The organism is Thalassospira sp. SM2505 (assembly GCF_054901115.1).
Genome location: NZ_CM142731.1, coordinates 4,298,486 through 4,317,553, shown reverse-complemented (window position 1 = coordinate 4,317,553; position 19,068 = coordinate 4,298,486). Strand labels below are relative to the sequence as shown.

At 54.3% G+C, this 19,068-nt stretch carries 14 protein-coding genes; 3 read left to right on the top strand and 11 right to left on the bottom strand.

The window, feature by feature from the left end; genetic code table 11:
* Positions 1-4: 4 nt before the first annotated feature.
* The 9 genes from ACTU44_RS20170 to ACTU44_RS20130 all read right to left on the bottom strand — a co-directional run bounded on the left by ACTU44_RS20170 (position 5) and on the right by ACTU44_RS20130 (position 10,400).
* Positions 5-1,144, bottom strand: a complete 1,140-nt coding sequence (locus ACTU44_RS20170) for an NnrS family protein (protein ID WP_462096222.1) — start codon at positions 1,142-1,144, stop codon at positions 5-7.
* A 96-nt stretch (positions 1,145-1,240) separates the two neighbouring features.
* A complete protein-coding gene (locus ACTU44_RS20165) occupies positions 1,241-2,170 on the bottom strand; it encodes an FAD:protein FMN transferase (RefSeq protein ID WP_462096221.1) in 930 nt (309 codons plus the stop codon).
* A gap of 8 nt (positions 2,171-2,178) precedes the next feature.
* A complete protein-coding gene (locus ACTU44_RS20160; RefSeq protein ID WP_462096220.1) occupies positions 2,179-2,781 on the bottom strand; it encodes a nitrous oxide reductase accessory protein NosL in 603 nt (200 codons plus the stop codon).
* Positions 2,778-3,599, bottom strand: coding sequence for an ABC transporter permease (locus ACTU44_RS20155; protein WP_336084003.1), 822 nt, complete (start codon positions 3,597-3,599; stop codon positions 2,778-2,780). Before ACTU44_RS20155 ends, ACTU44_RS20160 begins: the two co-directional genes overlap by 4 nt.
* The gene (locus tag ACTU44_RS20150; protein WP_114098088.1) at positions 3,596-4,486 is read right to left on the bottom strand and encodes an ABC transporter ATP-binding protein; all 891 of its coding nucleotides are present in this window, start codon (positions 4,484-4,486) and stop codon (positions 3,596-3,598) included. The genes ACTU44_RS20155 and ACTU44_RS20150 overlap by 4 nt, the downstream gene beginning before the upstream one ends.
* On the bottom strand, positions 4,458-5,795 hold the full coding sequence (locus ACTU44_RS20145) for a nitrous oxide reductase family maturation protein NosD (RefSeq protein ID WP_114098089.1): 1,338 nt from the start codon (positions 5,793-5,795) through the stop codon (positions 4,458-4,460). The genes ACTU44_RS20150 and ACTU44_RS20145 overlap by 29 nt, the downstream gene beginning before the upstream one ends.
* Before the next feature lie 5 nt (positions 5,796-5,800).
* On the bottom strand, positions 5,801-7,747 hold the full coding sequence (gene nosZ / locus ACTU44_RS20140; protein ID WP_114098090.1) for a TAT-dependent nitrous-oxide reductase: 1,947 nt from the start codon (positions 7,745-7,747) through the stop codon (positions 5,801-5,803).
* Positions 7,747-10,014: a 4Fe-4S binding protein gene (locus tag ACTU44_RS20135; RefSeq protein ID WP_462096219.1), complete on the bottom strand. Its 2,268-nt coding sequence runs from the start codon at positions 10,012-10,014 to the stop codon at positions 7,747-7,749. The genes nosZ and ACTU44_RS20135 overlap by 1 nt, the downstream gene beginning before the upstream one ends.
* A complete protein-coding gene (locus ACTU44_RS20130; RefSeq protein WP_462096218.1) occupies positions 10,011-10,400 on the bottom strand; it encodes a hypothetical protein in 390 nt (129 codons plus the stop codon). Before ACTU44_RS20130 ends, ACTU44_RS20135 begins: the two co-directional genes overlap by 4 nt.
* Positions 10,401-11,076: 676 nt before the next feature.
* Between ACTU44_RS20130 and ACTU44_RS20125 the strand changes: the two genes are divergently transcribed.
* From ACTU44_RS20125 to ACTU44_RS20115, 3 genes are read left to right on the top strand one after another with little or no spacing between them, the layout of a single operon-like run.
* Positions 11,077-11,481, top strand: coding sequence for a hypothetical protein (locus tag ACTU44_RS20125; protein WP_258548685.1), 405 nt, complete (start codon positions 11,077-11,079; stop codon positions 11,479-11,481).
* Complete coding sequence (locus ACTU44_RS20120; protein WP_462096217.1) at positions 11,405-13,030, top strand: Y-family DNA polymerase; 1,626 nt, start codon at positions 11,405-11,407, stop codon at positions 13,028-13,030. Before ACTU44_RS20125 ends, ACTU44_RS20120 begins: the two co-directional genes overlap by 77 nt.
* Positions 13,031-13,034: 4 nt before the next feature.
* Positions 13,035-16,349, top strand: coding sequence for an error-prone DNA polymerase (locus tag ACTU44_RS20115; protein ID WP_462096216.1), 3,315 nt, complete (start codon positions 13,035-13,037; stop codon positions 16,347-16,349).
* A gap of 295 nt (positions 16,350-16,644) precedes the next feature.
* Here the strand turns inward: ACTU44_RS20115 and ACTU44_RS20110 are convergent, their stop codons facing one another.
* A complete protein-coding gene (locus ACTU44_RS20110) occupies positions 16,645-17,301 on the bottom strand; it encodes a dienelactone hydrolase family protein (protein ID WP_462096215.1) in 657 nt (218 codons plus the stop codon).
* A gap of 599 nt (positions 17,302-17,900) precedes the next feature.
* Complete coding sequence (locus tag ACTU44_RS20105) at positions 17,901-19,055, bottom strand: iron-containing alcohol dehydrogenase (protein WP_462096214.1); 1,155 nt, start codon at positions 19,053-19,055, stop codon at positions 17,901-17,903.
* Between the last annotated feature and the right edge of the window lie 13 nt (positions 19,056-19,068).

The following is a 19,068-nucleotide window of genomic DNA, read 5'->3' as shown; positions in this document are numbered from 1 at the left end:
CGGATCAGTTTGTCTTTTTGAACCGCCATATAAGGGCGATCAATGTGAAGACAAATCCGGCAAATGCGAGTTCCCAAAGTAAGGCTGACATGACCAGGAGCTCAGTTGTGCCTGTATCCTGAATTGCCGCCATTCGGGTAAGGGAAGCAACCGCCACACAGGCGCAGGAAATACGCATCGAGACCGGCAAGCTAAGAGAAAAGCGAAACCGTTGTAAAACGGTGCGGCACATGACGGTGATGGAAAGTAGCGCAAAACCGCCGATCATTGCGCCATGAAATCCAATCAGCCCCTGTCGGCCAAGGATAAGCGTCAGGACAGAGTTAAAGCACAGTCCGACCGCCAGCATCGCATATCCCAAATGCAAGGATGTCAGGTCAAAGCCATCTGCGACCAGCCAGACGCGCCAGTTCCAGAGACGACGCATGATGACCATCGCCGCCAGCAGCCCGAGCAGCGCGCTGAGGGGGGGAGGCAATCCGGCAAGGTCACTGACGGCTGCAAGAATCAGAGCTGAGAGACCATAATTTTCCAGTCGGCCTTGCGCCATATAGGGGCGGTACATATCGCGTTTTTGCAGCGCCCCTGATGTGGCGGCGGCAATTATGCGTCCCCCCATCAGGAACAGCAACACAATCAGCAACCATATCATTGCAAGCAAGGCTGTTTCTGAAAGGGCCCGGTTCGCAAGAATCCCGCCCGCCTGAAAAACGGCTTCGGAAGAAAGAAGTAGAAATATGATCAATCCTGGCAGGGCAGATTTCAGACGCTTGGCGGCACGGAAAAATGCAAGCCCGGCGTAAAAGAACAACAAGCCGAAGGTCGCAAGGTTTCCAAAGGCACCAAGATAAAGACCGGCCAGACCCGGGACAAAGATCGAAATACGGGCGACAAGCCAGAGCATGATCAGAAAGCGGATGGTTCGCTTTCCCGGACGCGTTAGCAAATAGCCGCCCAGAACAAGTTGTCCGTAACCTGCCAGCAATTCATGACCATGCCAGAAATCCCGTTGCGGAACGGGCAAAAGGGTCAGGATTTCATCGCTGCCAGGAACCCAGAACAATAATTTTAGCGGAACAGCAACAAGGGCAAGCAACCCGGCCAGTATGAATAATGTGACAAAGTCTGAGCGGATTGTGCGCATATCATGCCTTACCAACCCGGCGAGAGGCAGGTTCCTTTGTTGCTATGCTGGGCTTCAACAGGCTGAGGTATCTCCAGGCAAGGGGAAATGCCCCGCCTAGACCAGTTTTGCAGCCGGAAACTGCCCAAGAAGTTGTGCGCATTCTTCATCATTCATCAGGCACATGGCCGTGCTTAATCCATCTGCGAGGGCGGCCTTTGGTGCGGTGACCGTGATGCTTTGGCGACGTGCCTGTGCGGGCAGGCCGGAGCGGGGATCAAGAATGTGACCGATCAGGCCTGCCTGATCAAAAAACGTTCCGGTTGGCAACGAAGTGGCCAGAGCATTATCACGCAACATTTCCCGATCTTTTCTGATACCCGAACCGGTATCAATGGAAATCGGCCAGGGATTGCCGTCAGGATGGCCGCCAATTGCGTAAAATTCTCCGGTATTGACGAGCACGTTGGTCAGTCCGTTGCTGCGAAGCAGTGATGCAATCCGGTCGGCAACATATCCTTGGGCAATGCCGTTCAGGGTCAGGGCCATGCCAGGACGATCAAATGCAATCCGGTTTTGGGAGATCGACAGTTTTTCCCAGCCGGTCAGGGTAAGTGTGTCTTTGATCGCAGAAGTTTCAGGCCCGTGACCTTGCGCATAGCTTGTCGCATAGAGCTGCCACAACGGCTGTATCGTCGGATCGAAAAGCCCGTTGCTTGCACGGTTGATGGTGCCGCAAATCCCGAGGCATTCCAGAAGTTCGAATGGTGGGGTGTCAAGGCTTCCTGCACTGTTTAACCGGGAAAGTGTCGAGTTTTCGCGATAGAGGCTGAAAATATTTTCCAGTCTGTCGAGCTCCCGGGTCGCACTTGCAAGGATCTTGTCGGCATCAGGATGGGACAATGTGATCGATGCAGCAGCACCCATTGCGATCCCTTTCCAGCTTTGGACCGGAGTTTGCGCATGGGATATGGCAAAAGGCATACTGCTGATTGCGCCAGCCGCAGCAGAAATGGTCAGAAACCGGCGTCGTGAAATAGCGGGCATGGCGGACCTCATTTTTTGCGAAGACTTTCAAGACGGCTGCGATAGTCGGTGTCTTCGGGCAGGTTTGCAGTTTCAGGGACGTTTACTGGTGCATCAGGGGTGGTGTTGCTAAAGACCAGCGCATCATCAACATCACCAAGCGTCATGACCTGACCCCCATACTGATCGGCAAAGGCCCGGGCATCATCCGGGCTCGAAAAGGGAACAAGTTCCGGTGATCCCATCCCCCCGGCCATGCGCGATCCAACGACATAATGTGCCGACACCGCCGGTATCCAGTTCTGCTCCCCGACATTGTCCCAGTCGGTGGTCTTTGACATGTCCGTGACATATATGACGCGGATTTTATAATTCTGTTCGGGCATGCGTTCATAGGCAATGCCGTCGCGAACCTGACTGAAAAACAGGGGATAAGGCAGGCCTTCAAGATGAATTTGTGCCTTGGGGCCGGGATGTTCGAGAATATTCATCTGGCAAAAATGCCCAACTGATTCCTCGGTCATTGCGAGCGGGGGTGGCAGGGTTTCTGCAACCTGTTCCTGACAGGCAGCCAGTCCCAAAAGACCACCAGCGACCACAAGTACAGACAGGTTAAATTTACGGGGTTTCATGGTGTAACCCTCCGAAACGCCAAGAGCGCGATACCGATGGCAGCAACCGGCCATGCCAGAATGGATATCAGGGCATGGACAGGCGGGATGCTGTTGGCGGCCCCTGCCAGTCCGGCGGCAGCCGCGGTCGCATCAGATGCGGCAAGGTTATATAAACGAAAGGCATCGGCGGGATTGCCAAGCAGCAACCACTGGAAATAGTCATTGGTAAAGGTGCCGCCATCATCTGCAACAATGGCAGCAAGAAGCCCAAGATCGTAAAGCACGATCAGAACAAGCCACAATCCAATGACCAGTCCGGCTGCGGCACCGGGCCGTCGTGCAAAGGCCGAAATCCCGTACCCGATACCGATAAAGGTCGCCCCAAGCAGAAGTGACGACCAGAACAGCCGCAGCAATGCCGGCAAACCCAGAACCGCATTCTGATCGGTTGCAACAGCCGCAATGGCTGCGATGCCGTAACCAGCCGCAATCGCAATGGCAAGGATGGCAAGATGTGCGGTGAATTTGCCCAGAACTAGCTCGCCGCGTTTGACGGGATAGGTCAGAACAAGGGGCAGGGTGCCACGTTCAATCTCACCGGCAATGGCGTCAAAGGACATCAAAAGCGCAACCAGTGGCACCAGATATACGGCAAGCGATGTCAGGCTTGCGACTGTGACGGAAAGCTTGTCTGCGCCAAGTGCGCCGGTCGGGGCACTTCCGGCCGCAGAAAGAACAAGTGAAAACAGCACCATCATCGCGACGGAAATGGTGATCCAGCGATTGCGCAAGGCAATGATAAATTCGGTACGGGCCGATGCCAGAATGCGGTTCATGCGTCACCTCCCTTGCTGAAATGGCTGTAAATATCTTCCAGACTGGGCTGAATGACGTCGACATCCTCGATCAGGGAGCCAAGTGCGGAAATATCGCCAAGACGTGCGAGTTTTTCATCGGATCTGCAAACCAGATCGACCATCACCCCGTTACGGCGATCCCCCGAAAGCTTGCTGGCGACTTCATCGGCCTTGCCGACAGACGCAGAAACCTGCAAGCGGATCGGCAGGGATGCCTGCCGTCGCAAACTGGCCAGCGTGTCGTTTGCCACCATGACCCCGGATGAAAGTATAACGATACGGTCGGTTCTGGCTTCAACTTCGGTAAGGGCATGGGAAGACAGCAAAATGGCAGTTCCCTGAGCCGCAAGTTCATCAAGGATGACATAGAATTCCCGCCGCGAAACAGGATCCAGCCCGCTGGTCGGTTCATCAAGGATGAGAAGTCTGGGTTTGCCAATCAAAGCCTGTGCCAGTCCGACACGTTGCCGCATACCTTTGGAATATGTGCCGATCCGTCGTTTTGCGGCCTGTGCCAGCCCGACGCGCTCAAGCAGCGGCATGGCCTGATTGGTGTTTTCGCCACGCAGACGAAGATAGTAACAAAGCTGTTCATAACCGCTTAGCGCCGGGTGAAAGGCGGCATTTTCCGGAAGATATGCCGTGCCTGTTTTGGCGATATTGCTGCCGGGTTCGGTGCCAAGCACCTTTATCGTCCCCTTGTCGGCCGGAATAAGGCCCAGGATAATCTTCATTAAAGTCGATTTTCCTGCGCCGTTATGGCCAAGCAGAGCGACACGTTCACCGGCCGCGACGTCAAATCCGACCGCGTTCAGAACGGTATGATCATCGTAGCACTTAGTGACTTGCGAGAGGGTCAGACACATCTTCAGTCCTTTCACGCAGCCAAACAGGGTTGGTGCGAGCAGCCATTTCAAGTGTTGCGATCTTATCGGAAACGGGAATGTCTAATGGTTCCATCAACGGATAACTGTCGATGACGCCACCGGGCAGGGTTGCGGGAAAATGTGCCTGGCTCCACCGGATCAATTGCACGGCGGGTGACCCCAGCAACATTCCCGCTGCTGGTTGTGACCATAAAATATGGTCCATCAGATCGTTGGGACGGAACCGGCTATCGGCAATCCCGTTGCCATCAAGATCAAATGCCGGATGATCCGACCAGAAGTTTCCCTGCCCATCGAAACTCCATTCCACGTCGCGCGTGCCGACATATTTGACCTGGGTCTGATTGGCGACAAAGGCATTACCGGTAATGGCATTGCTTTCAGAACCGGCTGTAAAGTGAATGCCGATGCCGCATCCTTCAAATCGGTTGTCGCTGACCAGATTGCGATGGGCATTATAAAGGAACAGGCATTTTTCCCCGGTGCCGCGGACGAGATTTCCGACCAGATCGGCATTGTTGGTGTAATTCAGCATCAGCCCCTGATCACGGTCGGCAAGCGACATATTGTCGCGCACTGTGATCCGCTTTGAATACATCAGCGCAAAGCCAAGATGATTGCCAACCGATATGTTTCCCGACACTTCTGAATCGTGGGCATACATGTAATGCACGGCAAAACGCAGATCGCGCATCAGGTTGTTGCGGAATGTTCCGCGATTGGATGTGTTTACGAAAATGCCGTCACGACCATATTGAATGTCGTTTTCTTCGATCAATGTCCCGGGCGAATTCCAGATATAGATACCATTGCCGCGCGAATTCATTCGGTGATCACGACGCCCGACAATGATATTGGCACGAACGGTTGCGTTGCGGGCACCATGAACGTCGACACCATACAAGTTGCCCAGAAGCCGGTTTTCCTCGATCAGGATACGGGCAGCAGTGCGTTCAAGCTGAATGCCTGAATCAATGGTTTCATGTGACGATCCGGAGCCGATAACTTCAAGGCCACGAACGGTAATATCCTGTCCGGTGATCGTAATGACGCTACCGGTTTCATTGCCGTTCAGTGTCGCCTTGTTCTGACCGTCAAGTGTGATCGGTTTGTCGAGTAATACCGGACCCTGATGTTGTCCGGGTTCAAGGACAAGCACATCGCCGGGGGCTGCCCCGGCGATGGCTGAGGCAAGCGCCCCGTTCGTTGCGGGCACGGATCGGGTTGCCGCAAAAACATTCAACGGCAAGAAAATCAGGGCCAGTACTATCAGAACGGGACGCAACATGATGGTTAACTCCGCGGTTCAACAATCATGCGACCGCGCATTTCCATGTGCAGGGCATGGCAGAACCACTGGCAATAGTACCAGTAGACACCGGCTTTCGACGCAACGAAGGTTGCTGATGCCGTTGCCTGCGGGGCAATTTCAAAGGCAACCCCGTGATCGCCCATGGTAAAGCCGTGGGTAAGGTCGTCGATATCATCCATGTTGGTGATAATGACCGTGACCTCGTCACCTTGTTTCACAGTAAAGGATTCAAGGCTGAAAGTCGGTGCCGACGAACTCATATAGACGCGGACCTTGTTGCCGTCGCGAACAATGGTATCGGCCCAGTCGTCAATATTGACGCCATCAGCTTCGGCTTGTGCACGGGTTTTTGCCCACATCGGGTCCTGACGGTTCCAGACGCTTAGCGGGTTGACCACAGAACGATGAACAATGATCGAGTCATGAGGTTCGGCAAATGTCGGGCCATCATGGACCAGAACAAGATCATCGCCTTCCATCGAGAAGAGCTGTTCGTTTTCCGGCTTGAGCGGGCCGACATTGAGGAAGCGGTCCTTGGAGAATTTGTTCATCGAAATGAACCATTTTCCGTCGGCTTCCAGTGTTTCACCCATCGAGGTCGAGTTGTGACCCGGCTGGTAATGGACGTCGACCTTCTTGATGATCGGATCAACGTTTTCACCGGCATAGGCCCGAACGGCTTTTTCGATATTCCACTTTACGACCTGGCTGTCGAGGAACAGGGTGGTCAGAGCGTTACCCTTGCCGTCAAAGGCAGTATGTAGCGGACCAAGACCCAGTTCCGGTTCGGCAACAACGGCTGAACGCGGTTCAGCACCGTCATAGAACACGGCATCAAGTTTGGTGACATCAATCACCGAAACGGTCGGGGACAGTTTGCCCGCGATGCAAAGGTGTTTTTTGTCCGGTGCCATGTTGCAGCCATGCGGGCTGTTGGGGATCGGAATATAGCGGGTGTAGTTCTTGTTCTGACCTTTGCGGCCGTCAATGACCTTGACGCCGTTCAGTTCAATAAAATCGCCCGCAGCAATGCCTTTTTCGATTTCCTTGATGTTGAAAACAACAACATGGTCGAGCTCGGATGCGGTCATTTCCGCAAGGTTCATACCCATTTCCGAGTTGTAGCTGGTCGAGAAGGCATATTTGCCTTCATAGTCGGCATCGGTATTGTCAAGGTTACCCGAAACCATAACCTGCCAGGCAACCTGCATCTTGTCCGCGTCAATAGCGGTATAGAAGTTGACGTATTTTGACGGATCATCGAGCACCGAACCATCATTGACCATCGGGGTCTCGTCTTCGCCATTGGCAAAGACATAGTTGGTGCGCGGCCATTTTTGCGGACGCAGACCGTGGATGGCCTTGGCATTCGGAATTTCAAGGATTTTATCTGTTTTCATGACGTCGCAGCGAACACGCGCAACACGGGTGTTTGCCTTGTCATTCATGAACAGATAGCGCCCGTCATACTTGCCCTCGGTAAAGGACATATGAACGTGGTGCAGGTCGCCATTGTCGTGGACTTTCTTCCCGTTTGCAGCGAGAAAATCCTTGGTTTTCGGCAGCATGTTCTCGGTCAGAACTTCCAGACTTTCGTTGGTTTGACCCCAACCGGTTGCTGAACAGCGGTTGAAAACCGGGACGCGCATCAGTTCGCGCATCGACGGAATGCCCAGAATACGCATTTCGCCGGTCTGGCCCGATGACCAGAAACCGTAATATTCATCAAGCTGCCCAGGGGCAAGGTTCACTTCCGAGCCGGCTGCAGCCTGTGCACTTCCAACAGAAAGCGCGGTTGCAGCACCTGTTGCCCCACCAACCATGGCCAGACGTGCTGCACCAGCAGCGCCGGCAAAGGCAGCACCACCTGCGGCGGCAGTCAAAAGGCCACGGCGGGTTACGCCGGTTTTTTCTGTATTGTCAGACATCACGAATTCTCCTTGGGATTTTGCTTTGTCGTCTGGGTCCGGTTCAGTGCTTTTTTCGCACCTTCCATGCTCGCCAAGAGGCTTTCTTGCCGCTTGAGTTTCTTGATCACGACCGGACAAATTGTTTTGCTTTGATACAGCACCTGGCAGTGAAGACAGTTGTGACACTCGTTCGGGTTGATTTCTCCTGTTGGGTGGATGGCCTGGACCATGCATTCATGCGCGCAACTCTGGCAGGGGCTGCCGCATTCCTTGTAGCGTTTGAGCCAGTCAAACATCCGGATGCGTGCCGGAATTGCCAGCGCTGCACCCAGTGGGCACAGATAGCGGCAATAGAAACGCTCGACGAAAAGTCCGGCACCAAGAAGGACAAGGGCATAAAGAACAAATGGCCAAGCCCGGTCGAATTTAAGAATGATGGCGGTTTTGAAGGGTTCGACTTCGGCAAGTTTTTCGGCCTGGTCAATCGAAGCCAGCATGGTGCCGAAAAGGCCGAGGAAAATGATGTATTTGACCGCCCAAAGACGTTCATGCAGGCCCCATGGAAGGGTCCATTGCGGCACATGGAAGAACTTGGCAATCCGGTTGGTCAGTTCCTGCAGGGCACCAAACGGGCAAAGCCATCCGCAATAAGCCCCGCGTCCCCAGAAAATAAGTGCAGCCGCAACCGAGAACCACAGAATGAAGGTCAGCGGATCAAGCAGGAAGGCTTCCCAGGTGAACCCGGTCACCAGTGAACTTGTCAGCGCCATCAGGTTGACGACGGAAAGTTGGGCGTTTGCATACCAGCCGAGGAAAACAAGGGTGACTGTCAGGAACGAAATGCGGAACCAGAAGGTAAATTTCGCAGAGCGCGTCAGAATCCCCTGGAAGAAGAAGGCCGTCGTCAAGGTCAGCAGCATGATGCTGAGAACGATGATTTCGAGCGACTTGTCGCGCCAGATCCGCTGCCACAGCGCTGTTTTGGCAGCCTGTTCGTCGCTTTCAAGCGCAGGTTCTTCTGTTGGTGCTGCGACCTGTGCCGGGGGGGCTACTTTTTCAAGATAGTTTTCTGGCGGCTGCCAGCCCATGTCAAAGGTCGTATAAAGACGCTCGATAGCCCCGATATCACGATGGACAAGAAGCTCCAGCCGCCATGGTTGTGTCGGGTCAAAATTGTTCGAAGCCGGAATCTTGAACAGATCCATCTCGGTCAGTTCCGGTGCACCATCGGCCATGATGTCACCGACACGCCGATGGTTACGATCACGGAAACGTACCGACATGTCGCCCTGGATCAGCTGGATACGATCAAACAGGCCGCCACGGACATAACCGGATCCCTTGAAGGAATATTGTCCGCGTGCAGTCACAAGAATGGCCTGCTCGCCTTCCTTGAGCCAGTTGCGCAAGTTATTGTAACCGCGCTCGCCCAGCGTTGCCTTGCCAATTGCGGGGATGCTGACAAGGGTTGCATACATATCGATAAAGGTGTCTTCGGCCAGAGCGGTGATCGGACGTTCGGTTGCGCGTGGATCATCCATCGCGGCAAAGGCATCATTGATTTGCCCGACATCCAGAGACATCCGGCGAATGGTGCCGTCCCCGACCAGTGTTAGCCAGTCGGCCGGTGCGGTGGCGTCAGGATTGATTTTGAATTGTTGGGCTGTCGAGGCCTTAGGGGCAGTAAGTCCCCCCAGTCCAAGCGCGCGCGCAACCTTGATCCCGGAACGAAGGATCGAGTCATCAATCACCATGATGGTGACAGTCGCACCGGAAATAATGTTCAGGTCATGGTCGGCATTTTGGGTCGCCGCAACAAGGTCAAATCCGACATATCCCTCGGTCAGGGCAGCGATGCGCGCTTCGGGGATACCGATCAGAACAATCGGTTCAGAATGCTTGACCAGTTTGACACCAATGATTTTGGCATCCTGACCAACAGCAACCATGACATGAATGGGTTTTCCGGAATAACCGGTTGTGCCGACGAAATCCGATGTGATGAATGCCCAACCGATCTGATTGCCCTGTTTGAGAATCGGTGCAACGGGAAGATCATCGCGAACAGGGCCATAGGCCTCGGCGCCATTTACAAGCGATGCGGCAGGAATTTTGTCGATGAATTGGGCAAGGACGGGTTTGTTTTGTGCCCATGCCGGAGATGCCGACAGAAGAACTGGCAGAAGACAGACAATTGCCAGAATCAGTAGTCTTGTCAGACGGGCACGCGGGCGACGCGAACAAGTGATTGTTTGAGGACAGCATTGGTAAGATGGCGTTTTCATGAATTCAAACCTTGTGCGGGGGGCGCGCGTGCTGTCGCAGGCGCAGTCGAAGCTGCGCCTGTGATGTCAAATGACTGCGGGATGACGGTCAGAATGACTTTGCGGTCATGCCCGATTTCACCGATTGGAAGCGGAAGTTTGAATGCAGATCCGATCAGACAGTTCGGGCATGTTGGGCAGTCGCATTGGGCAGGTTCGGGAACCTTGTTTCCGTTCTGATCAATCAGTATCGTTTTAGGAGTTTGTTCCGCGGAACAGATCGTGATTTCAACAAGATCTGCACGAGAAGAATGCTTCGCCGTTTGCGCAAAGGCCTGATTTGTCCCGGTGCCGATCACGGACAGGACAATCAGAAGCGACAGGAGTGTGCGAAGCATGTTTTTCATAGTTTTTCTCGTACTACAACGAGGAGGGCAAACTATTGATAGTGATCAAGTGGAGGCTTCTTTTTATTTTGATGGTTGGCACCCGGCCCGGGGCCAGGTTGAGTGCACTCAATGATGCGATATAATTACGCGATGATTTTCTATCAAGGGTTGAATTTTATGTTGCAGTTCAGCCTGACTTTGTTGTTGAGGTATCCGCAAGACAGCATTGGCCGCACGTCTTGAGGAAGGCTTTTGATTTGACTCTGCCAAGGACAATCCTTAAATAAGAACAAATAGTGAACATTTGTCTTGTGTAGGTATGATGCTGGCGGAACGACTTCATGATGCCCGTGTCGCTTTGGCGCAGGCAGAGAAGCAGTGGAAAATAAGTGCCTCCTGTTTTTCTGATGCAGCAGGAGAAGCAATACCGCGTGTGTTCGGACACATCGTGTTATCTGGAAATATCAGTCTGGGCGGTTTCGCACCGGTTGGTCTGCATGAGATTATTTGCTGTCATGACGCGGGTGCTGCATCTGTTTTGGCCTGGTCTCTGGCCCAGATCGATCAGAGAAATCAGGATGGTAAATCAGCAGGACGGTCTGTTTTCTGGATCCGGCAAAGACGGGCCATTGATCAGGGGCGATTTTATCATCTGAGCTTTCCTGCCCGATCCGGGGGGGAATGTTGCCCCTTGATGATGACAGTTGATCAGCAAGCAACAGCAATGTGGGCGTGTGCCGAGATCGCCAGAACCGGGCAGATCGCATCAATCATTCTTGAAACCACGGATTACGATTTGACGGTTGCGCGGCGCTTGCAGCTTGCGTGCGAGGCCGCGGGGACGCGAATCATTGTGTTACGTCAGGCTTCACGGATCGGACGGTTGATGCCGTCAAGTGCGCTGACACGCTGGAAGATCGAGCCGGAACTGAACACGCAGCAGAATATGACAGGGAGCATCCATCATCTCAGCCTGATCGGGGGACGCGGGGTCCGACCGGGAAGCTGGAAAGTCAAAACCGATGCAGCAACGCTTTCTTTATCTGTGGTTGACCCACTGGAAAACCGACTGTCAGACGATCAGCCTCTCCACGGCTGATCATCCCCGTGAAATCGGCAGCGCAGCCATATCTGAAACCGCAACCAGGCCCAAGGCAGATCGTGCGCATGTGGTGACACGTGTCGATCATAAGGGGGTCTTTGTCTGCGGGCTGAATCATGCGGCGCGGATGGCTGGTCTGCACGGGGGCATGCGTTTGTCCGATGCCCGAAGCATCCTGCCTGATCTGATCGATACCCCCGAGGATGTCGATCTTTATCAAGCCCATCTGGCGCGCCTGATTCGCGCGATGGATCGATACAGCCCGTGGGTTGCCCCGGATCGGGAGCTGCATGACAACAGCCTGCAGGGCGATGGCGGATTGTGGTTGGAGATCACCGGGGGGAGCCATCTGTTTGGGGGCGAAACTGCCATGATCACGCACATCCTGCGTGATGTGAAAGCACGTGGTTACGCGGCCCGGATTGCCATTGCCGATACAGCCGGGGCTGCATGGGCCTGCGCACGCCATCATCCGGGGAATGTTTCTGAACGTACCCTGTCACTTCCAAATGATCACGCGACTGCGGCCGGATTTCCGGTCTCGGCCCTGCGTCTGTCTGATGACATCATCACATTGCTGTCGCGTCTTGGCCTGAAACAACTGGGCGATATTACCCCCTTGCCGCGTGCCAATATCACCACCCGACTGGGGCCTGATGTGTTGCATCGGCTTGACCAGTTTTATGGCCGTTTGCCCGAATATCTGAATTTCGAACTACCCGATAGCCCATGGCTGACAAGGCAAAGCTTTGGCGAGCCACTGGGCGATGCAGACAATCTGGCTCTTGCGATCCGGACCATGACCGAGAAACTCTGTGACAGGCTCCAGACTGATAACCTTGGTCTGCGCCGGCTTGTAGTCCGGTCGATCCGGGTTGATGGCCATGCCCATACCATCACGACCACAACCGGCGCCCCCTGTCAGTCAGCAGCCCATGTCTTGCGGTTACTGGAAGAAAAAATGCCTGGTGTCGATACCGGGTTTGGGATTGAACAGGTCATTGTCTATGCCCCTTGGGTCGAACATGTTGCCTTTCGTCAGGTGCGTCTTGACCGTCAGCAGGATGAGACCGGTGATGCTATCGCGCTCGCCCAGCTGATTGACCGGATCAGTCATCATCTGGGCCCCAACGATATCCTGTATCGCCCTGCCCATCATGCAAGCCACTTGCCCGAACGGGCCGCTATTCGACAATCCCCGGTCGGCCCGGCAAAAACGTCGCGCCTACCCGATGTCACCTTGCCCAGACGACCGGTCCGGTTGCTCGATCCGCCAGAACCGGTTGAGGTGATTGACCGTAACCCGACCGGCACTCCGACACGCCTGCGCTGGCGAAAAATGATTGTGGATATTTTACATGCCGACGGGCCGGAACGCCTCTGTCCTGAATGGTGGGGGCATCTTGATCGGGATCATTACGCCCTGTCACAGATGACCCGCGACTATTTCCGTATCTGTGATCAGAAAGGGCGGGTGTTGTGGCTGTTTCGTACCAGACCTGCCGGTCAGGATATCTGGTCGGTCCACGGGCTTTTTGCAGGGTGATGCCATGACGAAATCCCAAACCGGTCATACCCCGAACGCCCCGGAACCAGCCTATGCCGAACTGCAGGTCAGCAGCAATTTTTCCTTTTTGCGCGGCGCATCGCATGCCGAGGAACTGGTGCTTACGGCTGCGACCAAGGGGCTTCATGCCATTGCGATTACGGATCGCAATACGCTGGCCGGGGTCGTACGCGGTTACTCGGCACACAGTAATTATGCTGACCGGCTCAATTATATTGTCGGCTGCCGTCTTGATCCGATGGATGGGCCATCCATGCTGTGCTATCCGACGGATCGGGCATCCTATGCCCGGCTGTGCCGGTTGCTAACCCTTGGCAAGCGCCGTGCCCCCAAGGGATCGTGCGAGATTTACCAGAGCGATATCATCAATCATGGCGACGGCCTTTTGTTCATTGCTATCCCGCCGCAGGTTCCCGATGACGGGTTTCGCACCGAATTGATCAATCTGAAAGCCCGTTTTAATGATCGGCTTTGGCTTGCTGTCGGGCGCTTCATGGACGGGTTTGATAGCGAACGCCTTGCCTTTACCGAAGACGTCGAAACCCGTCTTGGCATTCCTGCCGTGGTGACCAATGACGTGCATATGCACCTTCGATCCCGCAAACCCTTGCAGGATGTATTGACCTGCATTCGCCATCATTGCCGGATTGAGGATGCCGGATATCGGCTGTTTCCCAATGGTGAACGCCACATCAAATCCCCGCAGGAAATGGCACGGCTGTTTCCCGATCATCCCCACTGGCTTGCGCGCACGGTCGAGATTGCCGATCAGTGCACATTCAGTCTCAGTGACCTTCGCTATGAATATCCCGATGAAAATGACGGATCGGGGGAAGGCACGCAGGAACGCCTGATCCGCCTGACCTGGGAGGGAGCACATAAACGCTATCCCGATGGTGTGCCTGACAAGGTCAAAAAACTGATCGAGACGGAGCTTAAACTGATCGACGAGCTGGGTTATGCCCCCTATTTCCTGACCGTGCATGACATTGTTGCCTTTGCCCGGTCAAAGGACATTTTGTGTCAGGGGCGTGGATCGGCGGCCAATTCATCGGTCTGCTTTTGTCTGCATGTCACATCGGTTGACCCCAATGAGGTGGAACTTCTGTTTTCGCGCTTCATCAGCAATGCGCGCAATGAGCCGCCCGATATTGATGTCGATTTCGAACATGAACGCCGCGAAGAAGTCATCCAGTTCATCTATGAACGTTATGGTCGCGAGCGCGCCGGTCTGACCGCTACGGTGATTTCATACCGGTCGCGCAGTGCCATTCGCGATGTCGGCAAGGTTTTTGGTCTGTCCGAGGACACCATCGTCAAGCTGACCAAAACCATCTGGGGATCAAGCAGCAAGGGCGCGCATGATACCATGATGCGCCAGTCGGGCATTCATCCAGACGAACCGCGCCTCAAAGCTATTCTTGATCTGGCGGGGGAACTGACCGGGTTTCCCCGCCACCTGTCGCAGCATGTTGGCGGCTTTGTCATTACGCGCGGACCGCTTTGTGAATTGTCGCCGATCGCCAATGCGGCGATGGCGGATCGCACCACTATTGAGTGGGACAAGGATGATATTGATGCGCTTGGTATTCTTAAGGTCGATGTGCTGGCCTTGGGAATACTCACCTGTATTCGCAAGGCGTTTGAGGAACTGCGCAATCACAAGAACATTGATTACACGCTTGCAACCTTGCCCAAGGAAGACAGGGCTACGTATCGGATGCTCGAAAAGGCCGACAGTATTGGCACCTTTCAGGTGGAATCGCGTGCGCAAATGAGCATGCTGCCCCGCCTTCAACCCAAAAGCATTTATGACCTGACCATTCAGGTGGCGATTGTCCGCCCCGGACCGATTCAGGGCGGTATGGTTCATCCGTTTTTGCAGCGGCGCATGGGCCGGGAAAAGGTGGAGTATCCTTCAAAGGAACTGGAAGCCGTATTGAAGCGCACCTGTGGTGTGCCGCTGTTTCAGGAACAGGCAATGCAGATCGCCATTGTTGCTGCGGGCTATTCCGGTGGCGAGGCCGACAATCTCAGACGTGCGATGGCAACATTCAAACGTACCGGTACGATTGGCGAACACCGGACCAAATTCATCAACGGAATGCTGAAAAACGGCTATGACATGGATTTCGCCGAACGCTGTTTCAAGCAGATCGAAGGCTTTGCCGATTACGGTTTCCCCGAAAGCCACGCGGCAAGCTTTGCCATTCTGGCCTATGCGTCATCCTGGCTGAAATGCCATCATCCCGATGTATTTTTATGTGCACTTTTAAACGCGCAGCCGATGGGGTTTTATGCCCCCGCACAACTGGTTAATGATGCGCGCAATCATGGGGTCAGAGTTCTTGAAATCGATATCAATCACAGTTTCTGGGACAACCAGCTTGAACGGGAGCTGGGCCGTGCCAGTGGCTATCATTCCGTGCGACTTGGTTTTCGCCAGATCAAGGGATTTGGCGAACTTGATGCCCTTGCCCTGATTGCCAATCGTCCGGCAGGCGGATTTCAGGATGTCTATCTGATGGCGCGCCAGACCGGTCTGTCACCTGCAGCCTTGGAAAAACTGGCGGAAGCCGACGCCTTTGGTTCCCTTGGCCTGTCGCGGCGAGAAGCCCTTTGGGCGGTGCGTCGCTTTGGCAAGGGGCGCAAGGCCCCGGTTGCATTGCCTTTGTTTGAAGCCGCCCAGAACTTTAACCATAATATGGGTGTCTCTGCCGAATTCGGGGCCGAAGCACCGGTCGATTTGCCCATCATGGAACCGGGCGAGGAGATCATCGAGGATTACGCCAGCCTGCGTCTGTCGCTTAAAGGTCATCCGGTCAGCATGTTGCGCAATGCGCTTGAAGAAGCGGGGATCTGCAAGGCAAGTGACCTGCCCGGTGTGCGTGATGGTGAACGGTTAACTCATGCCGGTCTTGCCATCGTTCGGCAACGCCCGGGAACATCATCGGGGGTGGTTTTCATCACGCTTGAGGATGAAACCGGCATCACCAATCTGGTGGTCTGGAACAAGGTGATGGAAAAATATCGCCGCGAAGTCATGACGGCCACGGTTCTGGGGGTTACCGGCAAGCTTCAGCGTGAAGATGGCGTTACCCATATTATTGCCGACAGACTGGTTGATCTGACCGGGATGTTGCAAGGACTGACGGATAATACCAAAATCGCCCGCAGCAACCACAATCACCCCCGGAATTTGCAATGGGCCAGTGGTCTGAATGCTTTGGAGGCGGAGCATGTCTCACAAACGCAAAAGGCTCCGGTCCTTAAAATTGACAGTCACGATTTCCATTAAGCAGTGACTGGTTTCTGTCCGGTGTAATTGCATTTTAGTCGACCTTTCTCGGGATTTCCGAACGTGTTTCAGAACTCGCTATCTCTAAACGAGCGGGAATGTGCATCCCATGTGCCTTTGGATGGGGGAATACGGAGTTAGTTCTAAGGATTGGGATGGAAGGCCAGCGGGATCGGGGCTATACGGCCTTGCAATGATCTTAATCATGGTTAGGGATGCAGTCCCCCGGTCATGAGGGCTGCGACGGATGACGTTAATCAGCAAGTTGCGTTAACCGGAACTTGTTGCACGTGGTTTAGTCTACATGCCTTGCAAGGAATTCAATCGTACGGGCATGGGCCAGATCGGCAGCATTCGCGACATAGGACAGGCGTGCATCATTGGCAAAGGCGTGACCGGCTTCGTACATATGAATTTCCATATCCGGGAAATAAGTCTTGGCTTGATCAAGCATTTCGGCCGGAACATGGTCATCCAGGGTGCCGAAGTGACCAAGGAATGCGGCCTTGAGTGGCCTATCAAGATATTGCGGTAAACGCGTGCCATAGAAGGCAATCCCGGCTGCAACGTCAAGATCCTGTGCTGCGCGCAGGGCAAGACCGCCACCCCAGCAAAAACCGATAACTCCGACTTTGCCACCATTTGCGGCAAGGGCCTTGACCGCGGCATCAATGTCCAGGGTGGTTTGTTCAAGATCGGATGCCAGCATCATGTCGCGGCCGCGCAGTGCCTGATCAAAGGGAACAACCGCATCGCGTTCCTGACGGTCAAACAGGGCAGGTATGGCGACTTCGTAACCAAGGGCAGCATATTTTGAAGCCACACCTTTGAGCTGGTCGGTCACACCAAAGATTTCCTGCAGGATGACAATCCCGCCACGGCGTTCGCCAACCGCTGGTTCAAACCAGCAATCAAGCGCATGGCCATCTGCTGCGGTAATGGTTTTCATCATGTCAAAATGCTCCTGTCGCTTTGCGTAAGGAAGTGCATCAATCGTCCATCATGCCGATGCCGTACCAATCAAGCGTTCCTTACTGGTCAACCGGAATTCCGGCTTTTAAAATAATTCACAGCGCCCGGATGAAAGGGCATCAGTTTTTTTGGGTGCCATTTTCCAGGAATATGGACCCCAAAAGGCACCAAGGAACGACTTCATGGCATCGCGACCTTCGGCGATTGTCTTGATCCGTTTTAAACAAGATCATCACCGCATCAGCAACCATTAGTTTGAGAAATGCCACTTTCCACCCAAGCGGCCAGAAATGATTGAATATTTCTTGGGACAGGACAAAACAGGGCAAGAGCATCAGAGCAAATTTGTTTGTCTGATTGCGTTTGACAAATTTGGGAGCGGCCCAACCAAATGCCACGTACTCCTGACCAGTTGATGTTCGGGCCAAGAAGAGTGTTTGGGGAGTGCCGGGCAATGTCAGGGGAAAGCCGAATGACGGCTTCGAGCGACATTTGGCACCTCAAACAAACCGGCGGCCAAGCGACCAAGCAAGCCGCCGGTTTGTAGACGAGGGTGCTATGTGAGAGCACCCTCCGGGCTCAGTAGACTTCGCGATAGATCGCTTCGATATCGCTTGCCGTCATATCGCGCGGGTTGCTTTCAATCAGGCGATAGATTTTGCTAAAGACTTCCTCGGCCATTTCGGACAGGGAGTCTTCGGTTACGCCAAGATCGCGCAGGCGGGTTTCAAGGCCGCTGGCCGGGACCATTTCCTCGATCCGGCGAACAAAGGCCTCGGCGGCTTCTTCCTCGGATGCAAAATCGCAATCTTCGATCAGGCACGGGGCCAGTTCGGCATAAAGTTTACCCGCTGCTGGCAGGTTAAACCGCAGCACCTGTGCCATGACCAGTGCATTGGCGTGACCATGCGGAATATGGAACCGTGCGCCCAACGGATAGGCCAAACCATGAATGGCGGCAACCGATGCATTGGCAAAGGCCATCCCGGCAATCAATGATCCCTGAAGCATCGCAGAACGTGCTTCCTTGTCGCCCGGATTTTCAATCACCTTCATCAGGTTCTTGCCCAAAAGCGACAAGGCCGTCACCGCCATACCATCGGCAATCGGGTTTTTGCGCGTACGGCTGGTGTAACCTTCAATCGCATGCACCATAGCATCAAGCCCGGTTGCTGCGGTGACTTTCTGTGGTAGGTCATAGGTCAGTTCCGCATCCAGAAGCGCGATATCGGGCATCAATTGCGGGGTGTAAACAACCTGTTTGAGACTGTTGTTATCGGTAATCACCGACACCCATGTCACTTCTGATCCGGTCCCGGCGGTGGTCGGGATCTGGATCAGGGGCAAACGGTCACCCGTTGCCTTGTCGATGCCGTAAATGCCTTCGATGGTCTGATCGCTATTGGCAAGCAAGGCGACAAGTTTGGCACTATCAAGCGAACTGCCGCCGCCAAGACCAATCACGCCATCTGCCTTCCAGTCCTTGGCGCCATCAATGGCCTGCTGGACGATATTCTGGGGCGGGTCGGCCTGAACATCGGCAAAGATCTGGACAGCAATGCCGGCGGCTTCCAGTGATTTCTGCACCTTGTCGGCATAGCCAAGTGTGACAATGCCCGGATCGCAAACAACGGTGACGCGGGTTGCGCCCAGTTCTTTCATCAGGGTGCCGGTTTTAGTAATGCCGCCTGCCTCGCAAACGATGCGCGGCACACTACGAAACATGAAACTCATGGTGGGGCTCCTC